Source organism: Christiangramia sediminis (genome assembly GCF_020552705.1).
Lineage (GTDB): Bacteria > Bacteroidota > Bacteroidia > Flavobacteriales > Flavobacteriaceae > Christiangramia > Christiangramia sediminis.
Map to the genome: position 1 here is coordinate 401,906 of NZ_JAJBZG010000001.1, position 16,966 is coordinate 418,871.

14 protein-coding genes are annotated in these 16,966 nt (G+C 36.6%); 4 read left to right on the forward strand and 10 right to left on the reverse strand.

Annotated features, from left to right (window positions below; all coding sequences use genetic code 11):
- Nucleotides 1-88: 88 nt before the first annotated feature.
- Nucleotides 89-1,870, reverse strand: coding sequence for an AMP-dependent synthetase/ligase (locus tag LGQ90_RS01970; RefSeq protein ID WP_229337587.1), 1,782 nt, complete (start codon nucleotides 1,868-1,870; stop codon nucleotides 89-91).
- 123 nt (nucleotides 1,871-1,993) lie between these two features.
- The gene (gene purL, locus LGQ90_RS01975; protein WP_229337589.1) at nucleotides 1,994-5,671 is read right to left on the reverse strand and encodes a phosphoribosylformylglycinamidine synthase; all 3,678 of its coding nucleotides are present in this window, start codon (nucleotides 5,669-5,671) and stop codon (nucleotides 1,994-1,996) included.
- A 340-nt stretch (nucleotides 5,672-6,011) separates the two neighbouring features.
- Between purL and LGQ90_RS01980 the strand changes: the two genes are divergently transcribed.
- A complete protein-coding gene (locus LGQ90_RS01980) occupies nucleotides 6,012-6,578 on the forward strand; it encodes a DUF4377 domain-containing protein (protein WP_229337591.1) in 567 nt (188 codons plus the stop codon).
- A 39-nt stretch (nucleotides 6,579-6,617) separates the two neighbouring features.
- On the opposite strand, the gene LGQ90_RS01985 is transcribed toward LGQ90_RS01980, so the two are convergent.
- Nucleotides 6,618-7,829, reverse strand: a complete 1,212-nt coding sequence (locus LGQ90_RS01985) for an RsmB/NOP family class I SAM-dependent RNA methyltransferase (protein WP_229337593.1) — start codon at nucleotides 7,827-7,829, stop codon at nucleotides 6,618-6,620.
- Nucleotides 7,830-7,901: 72 nt separating this feature from the next.
- On the opposite strand from LGQ90_RS01985, the gene LGQ90_RS01990 reads away from it, so the two are divergent.
- Nucleotides 7,902-8,969, forward strand: a complete 1,068-nt coding sequence (locus tag LGQ90_RS01990) for a WD40/YVTN/BNR-like repeat-containing protein (protein WP_229337595.1) — start codon at nucleotides 7,902-7,904, stop codon at nucleotides 8,967-8,969.
- Nucleotides 8,970-9,047: 78 nt separating this feature from the next.
- Here the strand turns inward: LGQ90_RS01990 and LGQ90_RS01995 are convergent, their stop codons facing one another.
- Genes LGQ90_RS01995 through LGQ90_RS02005 form a run of 3 tightly spaced genes read right to left on the reverse strand, consistent with a single transcriptional unit; the run spans nucleotide 9,048 to nucleotide 10,617 of the window.
- Entirely contained in the window at nucleotides 9,048-9,503 is a 456-nt protein-coding gene (locus LGQ90_RS01995; RefSeq protein ID WP_229337597.1) for a hypothetical protein, read from the reverse strand.
- A gap of 3 nt (nucleotides 9,504-9,506) precedes the next feature.
- Nucleotides 9,507-10,040 (reverse strand): hypothetical protein, encoded by a 534-nt coding sequence (locus LGQ90_RS02000; RefSeq protein WP_229337599.1) that lies wholly within the window; start codon nucleotides 10,038-10,040, stop codon nucleotides 9,507-9,509.
- A 31-nt stretch (nucleotides 10,041-10,071) separates the two neighbouring features.
- Nucleotides 10,072-10,617: an RNA polymerase sigma factor gene (locus LGQ90_RS02005; RefSeq protein WP_229337600.1), complete on the reverse strand. Its 546-nt coding sequence runs from the start codon at nucleotides 10,615-10,617 to the stop codon at nucleotides 10,072-10,074.
- Between the two features lie 355 nt (nucleotides 10,618-10,972).
- Between LGQ90_RS02005 and LGQ90_RS02010 the strand changes: the two genes are divergently transcribed.
- On the forward strand, nucleotides 10,973-11,332 hold the full coding sequence (locus LGQ90_RS02010; RefSeq protein ID WP_229337602.1) for a hypothetical protein: 360 nt from the start codon (nucleotides 10,973-10,975) through the stop codon (nucleotides 11,330-11,332).
- Between the two features lie 15 nt (nucleotides 11,333-11,347).
- Here LGQ90_RS02010 and LGQ90_RS02015 read toward each other — a convergent pair whose 3' ends face one another.
- The 4 genes from LGQ90_RS02015 to LGQ90_RS02030 are packed head-to-tail and all read right to left on the reverse strand — an operon-like array spanning nucleotide 11,348 to nucleotide 16,455.
- Entirely contained in the window at nucleotides 11,348-13,171 is a 1,824-nt protein-coding gene (locus LGQ90_RS02015; protein WP_229337604.1) for an ABC transporter ATP-binding protein, read from the reverse strand.
- Nucleotides 13,172-13,181: 10 nt separating this feature from the next.
- The gene (locus LGQ90_RS02020; RefSeq protein ID WP_229337606.1) at nucleotides 13,182-14,912 is read right to left on the reverse strand and encodes a phospho-sugar mutase; all 1,731 of its coding nucleotides are present in this window, start codon (nucleotides 14,910-14,912) and stop codon (nucleotides 13,182-13,184) included.
- A gap of 49 nt (nucleotides 14,913-14,961) precedes the next feature.
- Nucleotides 14,962-15,921, reverse strand: a complete 960-nt coding sequence (locus LGQ90_RS02025; RefSeq protein ID WP_229337607.1) for a glycosyltransferase family 2 protein — start codon at nucleotides 15,919-15,921, stop codon at nucleotides 14,962-14,964.
- A gap of 3 nt (nucleotides 15,922-15,924) precedes the next feature.
- Nucleotides 15,925-16,455, reverse strand: a complete 531-nt coding sequence (locus LGQ90_RS02030) for a DUF4199 domain-containing protein (protein ID WP_229337609.1) — start codon at nucleotides 16,453-16,455, stop codon at nucleotides 15,925-15,927.
- Between the two features lie 148 nt (nucleotides 16,456-16,603).
- Here LGQ90_RS02030 and LGQ90_RS02035 point away from each other — a divergent pair, with 148 nt between their 5' ends.
- On the forward strand, nucleotides 16,604-16,858 hold the full coding sequence (locus tag LGQ90_RS02035; protein WP_108171751.1) for a type B 50S ribosomal protein L31: 255 nt from the start codon (nucleotides 16,604-16,606) through the stop codon (nucleotides 16,856-16,858).
- Nucleotides 16,859-16,966: the final 108 nt, after the last annotated feature.

The following is a 16,966-nucleotide window of genomic DNA, read 5'->3' on the forward strand; positions in this document are numbered from 1 at the left end:
ATATACTGAATTTCTGGCCTTAATATTCTTAAAACAAAAAAACTCCTCGGGTTGGGAGGAGTTTTTTTTGTCAAATTCTTAATGCTATTTAAAAGCGGCTATAAAGTTTTTCATAGAGATCCTTATATTTTTCTCTAATTATACGACGTTTTAATTTCATGGTAGGGGTGAGGTGTTCATCTTCTACGGTCCAGGCTTCGGGGGTAAGTTCAAAAGTTTTAACTCTTTCCCACTTACCGAATTTTTGATTATAGAAATCTACTTCTTCCTGAATTCGATCTCTTACCATGCTATTTCTGGCAATATCTGCAGGAGTTCCCTCTCCAAGATCTATATTCTTTCTACCTGCCCAATCTTCGATAAATTCAAAATTAGGCTGAATTAAGGCTGCAGGCATTTTTTCTCCGTCTCCAACCACCATAATTTGTTCAATAAAGCGAGATTGCTTCATCGTGTTTTCAATCAATTGTGGAGCTACATATTTCCCACCAGAGGTCTTGAACATTTCTTTTTTCCGGTCTGTGATTTTAAGAAAACCATCTTTATCAATTTCTCCTATATCGCCGGTATGAAAGAACCCGTCCCCGTTAATTACTTCTTTAGTCTTTTCTTCATCCTTATAGTAACCCTTCATAACGTTAGGACCTTTGGTAAGTATCTCACCATCTTCAGCGATCTTCACTTCCACATTGTCTAACACTTTACCCACGGTTCCAATTCTGAAACCATGATTACGTTCATCATTTACGGCAATAACCGGTGAAGTTTCGGTTAGACCATAACCTTCCATTACCGGAATTTCTGCAGCTGCAAAAACCCGGGCCAGTCTTGGTTGTAGTGCAGCGCTACCTGAAACGATAAGATCAATATTTCCTCCCAGGCCTTCTTTCCATTTGGAAAAAATAAGTTTCCTGGCAAGTTTGAGTCTTGTTTCGTACCACCATCCATTGGCTCCGTAAGGTTCATATTCCAATCCAAGTTCTACCGCCCAGTAGAATAATTTTTGCTTAATCCCGCCAAGTGCCGTACCCTTAGCGATGATTTTATCATAAACTTTTTCCAGAAGCCTTGGTACCGCCGTAATTACATGAGGCTTCACTTCCTTAAGGTTGTCACTAATTTTTTCAATAGACTCAGCGAAATAGATAGACACTGAATAATACTGATATAGATAAAGGATCATTCTTTCGAAAATATGACAAACAGGTAGGAAACTTAACGCCTTATAAGTTCCAATTTCAAACGGAACCCTTGGTGCACTTCCTAAAACATTACTTACAATGTTTTCATGGGTTAGCATTACACCTTTAGGTCGCCCTGTAGTACCCGAAGTATAAATTAAGGTGGCAAGATCATTTGTCTTTACCGCATTTTTAAGTTTTTCAACTTCATCCTGGTTAGATTTATCTTCACCTCCTTTAAGTACCTCTTTCCAGTTTTGACAACCGGTTATTTCATCAAAGCTATAGACTTCTTTAAGTTCAGTGGTTCCTTTTATGGAATTAACTTTCCCCAAGACCTCTTCATCTGAAACAAAACAATAAGTTGCTCCACTATGATTTAATATATATTGATAGTCATCTTCAGAAATAGTTGGATAAATGGGAACATTTTGCGCCCCAATTTGAAGTATTCCAATATCCATCACATTCCACTCTGTCCTGTTACTTGTAGAAATAACAGCAATTTTATCGTTAGGTTTCACTCCTAATCTTAAAAGACCCCGGCTAATGGTATTGGCTTGGTCAATATATTCCTGTGTGGAGATAGTCTTCCATTTACCATCGTATTTTGTGGCCAGAGCTTCTTCCAACGGATGGTTCTCAAGTTGGTAATAAGGGAAGTCAAAGAGTCGTTTTATTTCATTCATGTAAAGGAACAATTTTAAATATGCCTTGCAAAATAGCAAAAAAGAGTGCTACTTCAAATTGATAATTCAAAAAAGAAGGGATGTTTTTAACATCCCTTCAAAATATATCATAAAAATTTCCGCTTACTGCTTCTTTTTCAGCCATTTTCTGGCATTCACAAAACCTTCATGCCACGGAGAAACTTCATCCTTTCTTCCTTTTGGATAATTAGCCCAGTTCCATTGAAAAGTAGAACGTTCCAGATGCGGCATCATTACCAGGTGTCTGCCGGTATCATCAGTTAGTACGGCGGTATTATAATGGGAGCCATTAGGATTGGCAGGATATCCTTCATAAGCATATTTCCCAACTATATTGTATTTCTCTTCCTCATACGGGAAACTGAATTTACCTTCTCCATGGGCAGCCCAGATCCCCAGTTTGCTACCTGCGAGCGTTGAAAGCATTACCGAATTGTTCTCCTGAATTTCTACGGAAGTGAAATTACATTCAAATTTATGGGACTCATTATGCAACATTTTAGGTTTTTGTTCATGTTCAGGATTAATGAGTCCTAGTTCAATGAATAATTGACAACCATTACACACCCCAAGGGAAAGAGTGTCTTTCCTGGCAAAGAATTTATCCAGTGCTTCTTTCGCCTTTTCATTATAAAGGAAAGCTCCGGCCCAGCCTTTAGCACTTCCCAGGACATCTGAATTGGAGAATCCACCCACTGCCGCTATAAATTGAATGTCTTCAAGGGTTTCGCGGCCGGTAATAAGATCGGTCATATGGACGTCCTTTACGTCGAATCCTGCCAGATACATGGCTCTGGCCATTTCTCGTTCAGAATTTGATCCTTTTTCCCGAATGATCGCTGCTTTTATTTTAGGTTGAGATTTCTCACTTTCGTTCGAAATGACAGGCAGTTTACCGGTGAAATGTTCCGGAAATTTGAATTCAAGTGGTTGCTCCTTATAGTTATGAAAACGCTCTGTGGCTTTATCAATCCCGCTTTGTTGCTCATCAAGGAGGAAGGAAGTTTTATACCAGGTATCTCTTAATTCTGAAATATTAAACTTAAGGTCTGCTCCAGAATTCTTTATTTTAAGTTCTTTTCCTTCTGTAACTTTTCCGATATTAAAAAATTCAATTTTCTTTTCTTTCAGGATATCTTCTACTGAATTGTCTTTTGCCTGGAATACAATTCCGCAGTTTTCATTAAAAAGAAGTTTTATAATATCCTTCTCATTCAATGCTGAAAGATCCAGATCTGCTCCCAGATTAACATCTGCAAAACACATTTCAAATAAGGTAGTGATCAAACCTCCTGAAGCAACATCATGCCCGGCAAGAATAAGATCTTTTTTGATCAATTCCTGGATGGCATTAAAAGCTGCTGCGAATTTTTTATCATCTTTTATTGTAGGTACTTCTTTCCCAACTTTATTCAGAATCTGAGCAAAAGAAGAACCGCCAAGTTTGAAATTATCCTGAGAAAGATTGATATAATAAATATCCCCACCGTCTTTTTGAAGAACCGGTTCTACAACTTTTGTGATATCATCACAATGCCCGGCCGCAGAAATGATCACGGTTCCCGGAGATATCACCTGCGAATCCTTATATTTCTGTTTCATGGAAAGCGAATCCTTTCCTGTTGGAACATTGATGCCCAGAGAAATGGCAAATTTCGACACAGCTTCCACAGCTTCATATAACCTGGCGTCTTCACCTTCGTTATTACAAGGCCACATCCAGTTCGCTGAAAGAGAAATAGATTTTAATCCTTTTTCCAGAGGCGCCCAGACGATATTTGAAAGGGACTCGGCAATGGAATTCTTTGATCCTGCCACCGGATCTACTAGCGCAGAAACAGGGGAGTGCCCAATTGAAGTGGCCACACCTTCTTTACCTTTATAATCCAGGGCCATTACTCCACAGTTATTTAGGGGTAACTGTAAGGGCCCGGCCGTTTGTTGTTTAGCAACTCGCCCGGAGACACAACGGTCTACTTTGTTGGTTAACCAGTCTTTACAGGCTACAGCTTCCAATTGCAGTACCTGGTTAAGGTATTCATGTATTTTAGATGTCTGGTAACTTACATCTTCATAATTCCTTTTGATCGTCTTATCGGTCATTATGGTTTTTGGAGAACTTCCGAACATATCAGATAATTCCAGATCCATAGGTTTCTGCCCTGACTTTTTTCCTTCGAAAGTAAAGCGATGGTCTCCGGTAACATTTCCTACTTCATACATAGGAGAACGTTCCCTATCTGCCACTCTTCGTAGTTTAGCGATATCTGCTTCCCCAATGACCAATCCCATTCTTTCCTGAGATTCATTTCCTATAATTTCCTTGGCTGAAAGGGTGGGATCTCCAACAGGAAGAGCTTCTAGGTCTATCTTTCCGCCTTTCTCTTCAACAAGTTCACTAAGACAATTTAAATGTCCGCCGGCACCATGATCATGAATGGAAACGATAGGATTCTCATCACTTTCTACCATTCCACGAACGGCGTTGGCAGCCCGTTTTTGCATTTCGGGGTTTGATCGTTGGATGGCATTTAGTTCTATTCCACTGCTAAATTCACCAGTGTCGGCAGATGATACCGCAGCACCGCCCATACCAATTCTATAATTCTCACCACCTAAAACAACTATTTTGTCTCCTTTATTTGGAATATCTTTTAAGGCCTGATCTTGTTTTCCGTATCCAATTCCGCCGGCAAGCATGATCACTTTATCATATCCAAGGGATCGGTCATGTTCAGCATGTTCAAAAGTAAGAACCGATCCTGATATCAATGGCTGACCAAATTTATTTCCAAAATCTGAAGCTCCGTTAGAAGCTTTTATAAGAATATCCATTGGAGTCTGGTATAACCAGTCTCTTTCCTTCATTCCATTTTCCCACTTTCTGTCCTTATCAAGACGGGAATAAGAGGTCATATATACTGCAGTTCCTGCCAATGGTAAGGAACCTTTTCCTCCGGCTAGCCTGTCACGGATCTCACCACCACTTCCGGTAGCAGCTCCATTAAAAGGTTCAACCGTTGTTGGGAAATTGTGTGTTTCAGCTTTGATAGAAATTACGGAATCAAAATCTTTCACCTGGTAATATTCAGGAATATCAGCAGCTTTAGGAGCGAACTGTTCCACTCTAGGACCTTTTACAAAAGCAACATTATCTTTATATGCAGAAACAATATCATTAGGATTCTCTTCCGAAGTCTGTCTGATCATTTTAAAAAGAGAGACCGGTTTTTCTCTACCATCTATCACAAAAGTTCCATTGAAGATCTTATGACGGCAGTGTTCAGAATTTACCTGAGAGAAACCAAAAACTTCAGAATCTGTGAGTTTTCTATCCAGTTTTTTAGCAAGGCCTTCCAGATATTTCACCTCTTCTTCATTTAGTGCCAGACCTTCTTGCTGGTTAAACGCACCAATATCATCAACCTCAATAATAGGAGCAGGGTTAACATGTATATCAAAAATATCCTGGTCCAGGCTTTTGTATTTTTGGGAAAGCATGGGGTCAAAATCGTGAAAATGCTCGTCCACTCTTAAAAACTCTTCAATCCTTATCAGTCCATGAACACCCATATTTTGAGTGATCTCCACAGCATTTGTACTCCAGGGAGTGATCATTGCGGCTCGTGGACCAACAAAAAAATCTGCCAGTGCAGATTTATTTATTTGTTGAGTGTTCCCAAAAAGCCAGTTAAGTTTTGAAATTTCCTGGGCTGAAAGTTCTGAGTGTGTTTCCACAGCAAAAACCTTAGTAGTTTGGTTTCCGAAGAAAAGAATCATTTATGTTGTGTTTGCGTTGTTTTTTAAAGGAACAAATTTACTTTTTTAAACCTAATCCATAAAATTAATGTTTGGAATAATTCCTTCTTTTACTATAATCTCACACATAATATTAATAAGAAATATTTCATCCTTTTATTACTTTAATTTCTATAACTACTTTGTTATTAAAAATAATTATCGCTTTTGATCTTAAAATGATTAAAATTTTCACTTTTTTCCTTATTACTTCTAAAACAATAAAAATTAACTCAAAAGATTGATTTTTAAATATTTATGATTTACCAGAGTTCTCTGAGTCTAGAATTTTCTTACCTTATTATAATCAATCAATTATGGTATGTATTTCAAATTAAACATCATCGTCTGTATGGGATTACTGGCTTCATTTTTCAGCACGTCCTGTTCCCTTAAAGGAAATCCGCCAAGCAAACCCGAAATGGTAGAAATGCGGATCAATCATTTTCGTCAAACAGCAGTAGGAGAAGGTCCTTATCTTGTGTATCTAATTCAAGAAGAGGAAGATATTGGAAATGAAAACTGGACCTATTTATATGACAGGATTGAAGGTTTTAATTATGAACCCGGCTATGTATATGACCTGAAAGTGAGAAAAATTAATATTGATAATCCTCCTGCCGATGGATCTTCTTTAAAATATATACTTGTAAACGTGATGTCTAAAGAAAAGGTACCCGAGGATGAAAGCTTTGATATACATTTAAAAGCATTTGGATATACTTTCGTGTGGGAATCAAATGATGAAATGACCTTATTAAATGAGTATTTAATAGCCTGCAATGATCTATGTGGAAAACTTTCTTCAGATCTACAAAAGGAAGAAGAGGTAACCGGAACTTTTATTCATGGGCCTGAAGAAACCCTAATACTTCAAACTATCTATTAATTAATAAATAAAAAAGCGACCCTTTTTGGTCGTTTTTATCTATGCTTTCTGAAGTAATGCCATATAGAAACCGTCATAACCACTTTCATTGGACAGGATCTTTTTTTCCTTTAATAAAGTGAAGTCTTTACCAACTTCTGTTTTCAAAAATTTCTGAACCTGTTTTTCATTTTCTGAAGGCAGGATAGAACAAGTTGCATAAACCAGTTTTCCACCATCTTTTACAATCCTTGAGTATTTTTCTAATATCTCGAGCTGGGTATTCTTTATCTTCTCAAGAAATTCTGGCTGTAGTTTCCATTTTGCATCTGGATTTCTACTTAAAACGCCTAAGCCGCTACAAGGAGCATCAATGAGCACCCTGTCTGCCGAATTGTAGAGTTTCTTGATCACTTTAGTGGAATCAATACTTCGGGTTTCTACATTGTGAGCACCGGCACGTTTAGCTCTTCTTTTAAGTTCTTTTAATTTATTTCCAAAGATATCCAGCGCGATGATCTGCCCTTTATTTTCCATGAGGGCAGCAAGATGAAGCGTTTTTCCTCCAGCACCTGCACAGGTGTCTACCACTCGCATTCCTGGTTGAACATCCAGCAATTCAGCAACTCTTTGGGAACTCGCATCCTGAACTTCAAAAAGTCCATCCTGAAAAGCCTGTGTTTTAAAAACATTCGCTCTTTCCACTAATTGCAATGCTTCAGGATAGTTACGAATACTAGTAGTTTCAATACCCTCTTTACTGAGTTTTGCTGCCAATTCTTCTGGGGTGGTCTTTAATTTATTTGCTCTTATAACAACCGGAGCCTGTTCGTTAAGCGCGTGAATTTCCTTAGTCCACACTTTCTCTCCTAATTCTTTTTCGCCTAACTCATCCATCCAATCTGGTACAGACTCTCTGAATTTTCTAATTCTGCTTAATTCATCAAACTTTCCTTTGATACGTCTTACAGGTGTTCCTTCAAATTGTGGCCACTCGGGTAATTTTACTCCTCTTAGTACACACCATACCGCAAAAATCCTAAAAAGGTCTTCTCTTTTAAAAGGTTCTTTTACTTCAGCAATTTCAGCATAAAGTCGTTTCCATCTTACAATATCATAAGTAGTTTCAGCAATAAAGCTACGATCGCGGGAACCCCAGCGTTTATCTCTTTTTAGAGTTTTAGCTATTACCTTATCGGCATAATTACCTTCATTAAAAATTTCGGCTAAAGCATCAATGGTAGCAAAAACAAGATTCCTGTGTAGGCGCATAAATATTCTTTAAAGCGGCAAAGTTACGTTTTTTTGAATCGGAATAATTTATATTTGGATCAAATTCCTGATATGAGAAAAATATGTTTTTTGTTGATTTTGCTGGCTTTTGCCTGTAAGGACGCTTCGAAAGAGAATAAAACTGAAACTGCTGAACATACTAATATTAAAAACTTCAAAGCTGTAGAAATTGAAGTGATACTTGAAGATGATTCTCTAAGTGTGAGAGCTATTGATGTTATTGGTAAGAATTTGGCTTTTGCAGGAAATAATGGAAAGTATGGTTTGTATAATTCTATAGACAAGACCTGGAAAACCAATGTTCAGAAATTTGATACCATAATCCCTGAATACAGGGCAGTAGGCAGTACCTCAAATGACTTTTTTATGTTAAGTGTGGCCAGTCCGGCACTACTATATAAAACGGGAAATTCGGGAAAAATGGAATTGGTTTATAAGGAAGGACATGAAAAGGCTTTTTATGATGCAATGGCTTTCTGGAACGACAATGAAGGAATTGCCATGGGAGATCCTACAGATGGCTGTATATCTATAATTATCACCCGTAATGGAGGGGACAGCTGGAGTAAAATAGATTGCGAAGATTTACCTGATGCTGCAGAAGGTGAAGCCGCTTTTGCAGCAAGTAATTCTAATATTTCTATACAGGGCGATAAAACATGGATATTAACTGGAGGGATGAAGTCCAGAATTCTGTTTTCTCCCGATAAGGGAAAATCCTGGGAAGTTTTTGAAACACCTCTTTTACAGGGGAAACCTACCACAGGCGGTTATAGTCTGGATTTTTATGATGATAAGAGAGGAATTATTATTGGTGGTGATTATACAAATGAGGAAGCTAATAAGGGGAACAAAGCGGTAACCAAAGATGGAGGAAAAACCTGGGAGCTAATCGCTGAAGGAGAAGCCCCAGGTTATAAAAGCAGTGTGCGTTACATTCCAAATTCTGATGCAAAGCAAATAGTTGCAACTGGTTTTACAGGGATTCATTACAGCAAAAACGGCGGTAAATCCTGGAAAAAATTATCTGATGAAGGTTTCTATACATTAAGGTTTGTGAACGATACGCTCGCTTATGCTGCAGGGAAGGGGAGGATCGCAAAATTGATCTTCCGTTAAAAAGAAATAATCCGACAGATGAAAACCTGCCGGATTATAACTACTAACTAACCAAAAAACTAAAAATGAATAGTCTCACTATTCACTGCTATTCGCATCTTTACGCTCGCGCTTGGAGCGATATTCTTTAATAAGCTTTTTATGGAATTCATCCTCCAGTTTATGAAGCTTGATAATATCTTTAGCGGAAATAATTTGTTTTAGATCTCTAAAAAGCTGCCTCTTAATTTTATATTCTTCACTTTCTACAGATAGAAATTCATCAAGAAGCTCATTAGCTTTATCCTCATCTATACATTTAATATTTTCAATTTCTATGTGTTCTCTTTTGTGCAGCTCTCTTCTTTTGGACTCATACTCATTATATATAGGCCAGAATTTTTCAGCAAGCTTATCATTAAGATTCAGCTCTTGAGTAAAAAAAGCGACTTTCAGGGCCTTTATTCTTTCTCTTTGTGCATCTTTATCTTCTTCCTGACCAAACACTTGAAAGGTAGAAGTAAGAATGAATAATAGTATTAAAAGATTCTTCATAGTTTATTCTAAAATATAAGCCGGATCTTCAATGTTTTCATCTATATAGTCAAAAACAGCATCAGAATTTACGGTTTTAAAGTCTGAGTCATCAATAATTTTACCGTTTTCAAATACAAAATCTGAAACTTCAGCAGAATTAAGTTCTATATAACCCATTTCATAACCTTCATCGATATAAGTTTCCATGGCTGAAATTTCTATATCATCCCATCCTATCGGTTGATCGTTTCCAGTTTGGAAAAAATTGCCAAGCATGAGAACAAAGATCGCAGCAACAGCAGCTGCGTAGTATAAATATTCTTTTCTAAATAATCTAACTACACGGGGTTCGCTGGTATTTGTTTTCGCGATGATCTTATCTTCCAATGAGTCAAAGTAAGTATCGGGTACAGAAAAAGCCTTTCCTTTAGGAGGAATCGCAGCAGATTTTTCATTCCCGAGCCTGCGCATCATTTTTTCCTCAAAGCTCCCGAAATAATCTTCAGGTGCTTTGAAGCCAGAATTTTGCGAGTATTTAGACTTATTGGTTTTCATCAGTTCTATGACTATAGTTTTATCTAATGGTTTAATTAGACTTTAAATATTCTTCTATTTTTTTTGCCGCTATATGATAGGAAGCCTTTAAAGCTCCTTCACTGGTTTCAAGTATTTCAGACATTTCCCTATACTTTAATTCTTCAAAATACTTCATATTAAAAACCTGTTGTTGTTTGTCAGGGAGGGTGGCAATGGCTTTTTGTAATTTTAGCTGGATTTCATCACCTTCAAAATAAACATCACTTTCCAGATTGTCGATAATTTGATTCTGTAATTCTTCTGAAGTGATTTGCAATCGTCGTGATCTTTTGTTTAAAAATGTGATAGACTCGTTTGTGGCAATACGGTACATCCAGCTGTAAAGTTTACTATCTCCTTTAAACTGACCTATATTTCGATAAACTTTTAAGAATGTGTTTTGTAGAATATCATCGGTGTCGTCATGACTTTTTACAATATTCCTAATATGCCAGTAGAGTCGTTCCTTATATTCAGATATAAGTTCCCTGAAAGCTTCCTGAGAGGAAGAGCTGTCCTGCAAGCGGCTTACGAATTTATCTTCAGAATATTGCAAAATTGAAAAATTACTGCTGCGTAAAGATATTGAAAGCTTTGAGCTTTGAAAAGTAAATTTTACATTTAAAATGTAGGAAAATAATGTCGAATAAGGAGACTTGTATCGGTAAAAGGTAAAAAAGTTTGATAAAAAGCGTTAAATTTTTGTACGCTTTCAATCTTTGAACTATATTTATCCTAACAAAAAGATTTATTCCTTTTTTTGCCCCTATAAAAATTGAATTAGATCGCATTATTTTCATTTGCCCCAAAGTGGAAATAATTTGATAAAAATGGATGGTATTATTTATATCATCCATTTTTTATTTTTTTATCAATTTCATATATTAGATAACAAATCAAATTATCATATTATGAAATTTATAAGCATACTTTCAGTATTTCTCATTTTTAGCTTTTCAAATTCAGTTCTCTCTCAGGAGAATGATGAAGCCAGAGTAGGTGAGATTTTAAAGATTGGGGATTCTAAAAATCATCAATATTCTGATGTGAGATTTCCCAAGCCTAATTTTATTATTAAAAAAGGAGGAATAGCAAATTATGAAAAACTAGCAGGTACCCTTGTAGAGATCACTGAAATCAAGACTTCTAGTAATAATCAAACAGTAGTACTATTAAAAAGGAGGGATGGTAAAAAGTTCTTTGGTAGTTTTCCTGAAATAAAAGCTTATTATAATGATGCTATTGCATCGGGTGAGTTAAGCAGAAGTTAACTTCGTTGCTTTTGCTTAGTCAAAAGATTGCATTTCCACGAGTTTTTTGTAGGTGCCGTTGGCAGCAATTAGATCCTGGTGTTTACCCTGTTCCACAATTTCACCTCTTTGCATTACAATGATCTTATCTGCGTTTTGAATGGTTGAAAGTCGGTGTGCAATCACGACAGAAGTTCTGTTTCTCATCATATTTTCCAATGCCTTTTGAACCAGTTTCTCACTTTCAGTATCCAGAGCCGAGGTAGCTTCATCCAGGATCATAACCGGCGGATTCTTTAAAACTGCCCTGGCAATAGATAAACGTTGTTTTTGTCCGCCACTAAGTTTATTTCCACTATCTCCAATATTAGTATCCAGAACAGCAGGAAGATCTTTTACAAATTCCCACGCATTGGCTATTTTCAAGGCGTCTATAATCTCTTCATCGCTCGCGTTCTCTTTCCCAAGTAAAATATTATTGCGTATAGTGTCATTAAACAAGATGGAATCCTGGGTTACCAGCCCCATAAGTTCTCGCAAAGATCTCTTTTTAATTTCACGAATATCTGTACCATCTACTTTAATACTACCCTCGTTCACGTCATAAAAACGGGTGATAAGATTGGCAATAGTAGATTTTCCCGAACCAGATTGTCCAACCAATGCCACTGTTTCTCCTTTAGGAACTTTGATACTAAAGTTCTTTAGCACTTTTTCTTCCTCATAACTAAAGCTGATATTCTCTATGCTGATCTCACTATTGAAATCCTTTTTATCAATAGCATTTGGAGCATCGGTAATGGTTGAAGGTGTTTCAAGAACATCCAGGATTCTTTCAGCAGCTGCATTTCCTTTTTTGACACTATAAGATGCCTTGGAGATCTGTTTTGCAGGAGTTAAAATGTTGTATGCAAGACCAAGAAAGGCAATAAAAGTAGCTGCATCCAGAGTCCCTTCTACGAGTACCATGTTTCCTCCAAACCAAAGTATAATAACAATAACAAAGATCCCCAGAAATTCACTGGTAGGGGAGGCCATGTTCTGCCTGTTAATAAGCTTATTTAGAATATTATTTAATCTATTTGTTGATTCTTGAAAACGATTATAGAACCTGTTTTCGGCATTAAAACCTTTTACGATCTTAAGGCTGGAAAGCGTTTCTTCCACAATACTTAGAAAATGACCATTTTCTTCCTGAGCTAGATTTGATTGTTTTTTTAGTTGTTTTCCTATTAAAGAGATCACAAATCCAGAAATTGGGAGGAATACAAAAACGAACAACGTAAGTTTTGCACTCATCAAGAGCATCGCAATTATCGTAAAAAGAATAGTGAGAGGTTCCCGTACAATTAATTCCAGAATAGATAAAAAGGAAGTTTGTACTTCGTTTACATCAGCAGTGATCCTTGAAATGGTATCACCTTTTCTTTTCTCTGAAAAATAAGAAACAGGAAGTGCTAGTATTTTCTCATACATGGCATCACGAACATCTCTAAGCACTCCATTGCGGAGAAAAGTGAGAAAAAAGGAGCTTAAGTAACCAAATAAATTTTTCAGAAAAAACAGCAGGACGACTATACCACAAATAAAGACAAGTGCCGCGACTTCATCTTCATTTACCCTTTGTGTGACCTCGTAATTAAAATAATCTGCTACATAATCTTTTATACCACTAAGGCCATCCCAGACGGGTTCTTTTGATACTCGTTTGGTCTTATCAAATAAAACCTGAATTACCGGTATAAGGGCAATGAAAGAGAGAGTACTAAAAATTGCATAAAAAACATTGCAAATAATATTCAGTATCGCAAACTTTTTATAGGGTATTGCGAACTGGAGTATTTTCCGAAAATAGGTCATGTAAAATGAGTTAGCCCAGTTTTAATTCTTCTTTGATACGGGCAATTTTATCGCTTAATTTTTGATCTTCTGCAGCAAAATTTTCAATACTATCCAGATCTGTGTTTACACTAATATAGAATTTGATCTTAGGCTCAGTTCCACTTGGTCTCGCCGCGATCTTAGTTCCGTTTTCAGTATAATAAATAAGGACGTTGGATTTTGGAACATCTATTTGTTCTTCAGTATAGTTCTGTGTATTCTTTGCTATAGAAGTCTTATAATCTTCAACCAGGACAACTTTTTCACCATCAATCTGTTCCCATGGATTTTCTCTAAGATCTATAAGCATTTGTTTTATTTCCTGTTCTCCCTGAATTCCTTTCTTAACCAAAGAAATAAGTTCCTCCCTGTAAAGTCCGTATTCAGTATAAAGTTCAAGTAGTTTTTCGTAGATAGATTTTCCTTCAGCTTTCATTTTTGCTGCGATCTCACAAGCGAGTAGGGTAGCGGTCACCGCATCTTTATCCCTCACAAAATCACCCACCATATAGCCAAAACTTTCTTCCCCGCCACCAATAAAATCCAGTTCAGGATGATCTTTTATCAATTTTGCGATCCATTTAAAGCCGGTAAGCACTTCCATATATTTAACGCCGAAATCTTCAGTAAGATTTTTAAGCATAGGGGTGGAGACAATGGTTGAGGCTACAAATTCTTTTCCTTTAATCTTACCTTCTTTTTTCCATTGATCTAAAAGGAACCAGGTCATCACGAGCATGGTCTGGTTTCCGTTCAGTAAAATCATTTCACCATCAAGGTCTCTAACCGCAACACCAAGTCGGTCACAATCGGGGTCTGTTCCAATTACGATATCAGCATTTTTAGATTCTGCAAGTTCCAAAGCCATTTTTAATGCTTCTGGTTCTTCAGGATTTGGAGATTTCACCGTTGGGAAATTACCATTGGGCTCTCTTTGTTCTTCAACAATATGAACATTGCTGAAGCCTGCTTTTTCCAGAACTTCAGGAACCATGGTGATAGAAGTTCCATGCAGAGAAGTGAAAACAATATTTAAATTTTCTCGTGCGGAAGCAGAATTATCAAAACTTCCATTTTTTACTGAAGCTTCAGCAAATGCTTTATCTACCTTGGTATCTATTTTTTCAATTAAAGATTCGTTTGCTTTGAAATTTATGGCGGAATACTCCAGGGTATTAATGGTGTCCACCACTTCAGTATCCTGTGGTGGTACCAATTGACCTCCATCTTCCCAATAAACTTTGTATCCGTTATATTCAGGCGGATTATGACTTGCTGTAAGAACAATTCCACATTGACAGTCTAATTTCTTAACCGCAAAAGAAAGTTCTGGCGTAGGTCTTAATTCAGAAAATAAGAATACTTTAATTCCATTTGCTGAAAATACATCAGCTACTACCTGGGCCAGCTCCTGACTTTTATTTCTACAATCGTAAGCTATAGCTACTTTAATATCTTTATTAGGAAAGGATTTCTTCAGATAATCTGAAAGTCCCTGTGTGTTTTTTCCGAGGGTATATTTATTGATACGGTTAGTACCAACGCCCATTACTCCACGCATCCCACCGGTCCCAAATTCAGCATTCTTATAGAAGCTTTCTTCGAGTTCTTTAGGATTTTCAGCAATAAGCCTATTTATTTCAGACTTAGTGTCATTATCAAAAATATCGGTTAGCCATGCTTCGGCTTTCTGAAGAATTTCAGGTTTATAAGTAGCCATAATTTGATTGTTTTGCTTAGCAAAAATAATGATTAATCCTTGAAAGGGACTAAATATTAGAAGTGGTTTTCTTTATAAGGTACCGTTCTTTATCCCTTTTGGACCTCAAAATAAGTTCACCCAAAAATCCGGCAAGAAAAAACTGAGTACCAATAATCATCACTGCAAGAGAAATATAGAACCATGGGTTATCTACAACAAGGATATTGGGCATTCCATGATATAATTTATAAAGTTTTGAAAGTCCTATCCATCCGGCGGAAATAAAACCAATAATAAACATTAGCACTCCCAGTGAGCCGAATAGATGCATGGGTCTGCGACCAAATTTTGAGAGAAACCAAATACTGATTAGATCAAGAAAGCCGTAAATAAAGCGACTTGCTCCAAACTTAGTCTTACCGTATTTCCTGGCCTGATGCTGAACTTCTTTTTCGGTTATTTTGTAAAAACCGGCATTTTTGGCCAACACGGGGATATACCGGTGCATTTCACCATATACATCAATATTTTTTATTACTTCGTTTCGGTATGCTTTTAAACCACAATTGAAATCATGAAGTTTTACTCCGGAAGTTTTTCTTGCTGCCGCATTAAAGACTTTTGAGGGAAGGTTTTTAGTGATGACATTATCATATCGTTTCTTTTTCCAGCCTGAAACAAGATCATTACCTTCATTCACGATCATATCATAGAGTTCAGGGATTTCTTCGGGATTGTCCTGAAGGTCAGCATCCATGGTTATAACCACATCTCCCTGAGCTTTTAAGAAGCCTGCATGAAGCGCCTGGGATTTTCCGTAGTTACGATTAAACCGGATGCCTTTTACGCGGTCATCATTTTCAGATAGAGATTCTATGGTTCGCCATGAAGCATCTGTACTGCCGTCATCTATAAATATGATCTCATAAGAAAAGGAATTGGACCGCAATACTTTTGCGATCCAATTATATAATTCTACCAGAGATTGTTCTTCGTTAAGAAGTGGTATTACAACCGATATCTGCATTTATTATGCGTTTGTAGGATCTTTTTCTCTAAATATTAATGCAATTATAAGCCCAATAATGGAGAAAATTACCAGTTGAGAAGCAAAACTAATTCCAATATTTTTTAATGAAAATGTCTCTTGCTTCTGCATCTCAACCATAGCTTCATTGATTTGAGCCTCGGTCATTCCAAAATTCTCGAACATGGCAGCTTGTTTTTCCATCGTAAGTTCCTTTAAAGTTTCAGCTGCTTCCGGATCTATTAAGTTGAATAAGATAAGACTAAAGATGGTTGCTATAAACAAGCCGATCAACACAGTTAAAAAATAAGATGAGAAAGCATTTTTAAAACTAAATAGGCTAGTGCTTGCTTCTTTTGATTTTTTAACTGCCATAGTCCCTAATGCTAATATAAGAACTAAATTGATCACCATTAAATACCATTCTGTCATTAAAGAAATGTCGAAGGCATAAATAAGTACAGTAATAAGAATTAATGCAATTCCTAAGTAAAGGCCATAACTGGTGGCAAGTTTTTTAGTTGATTTTTCCATGGGTTAGTTTAGATTGATTAATTTAGCAGTTAGTTAACAAATATAGCAAAACGTTACAATCTTAAATCATTAAAAAAATTATTGATTTTATTTGTAGTTCAGGAGTTATTAATTAAATTTGCACCTCCAAAATTAAAAGATTAAAGCGATGAAGCAGGGAATCCATCCGGAAAATTATAGACTAGTAGCTTTTAAAGATATGTCAAATGAAGACGTATTTATTACAAAATCTACTGCAAAGACAAAAGAAAGTATTGAAGTTGACGGAACTGAATACCCGTTGGTAAAACTGGAGATCTCCAGAACTTCTCACCCATACTACACAGGTCAGACTAAGCTTGTGGATAGTGCAGGTAGAATTGACAAGTTCAAGAACAAATACTCAAAATTCAAGAAGAAGTAATTTCTTGTTGTTTTAATAAATATATAAGCCGCTATTCAGCGGCTTTTTTTGTTATAGTTTTCTTATGAGAAATAGGTTGATGGGTTGTCACCTTACTCAGGACGGGAT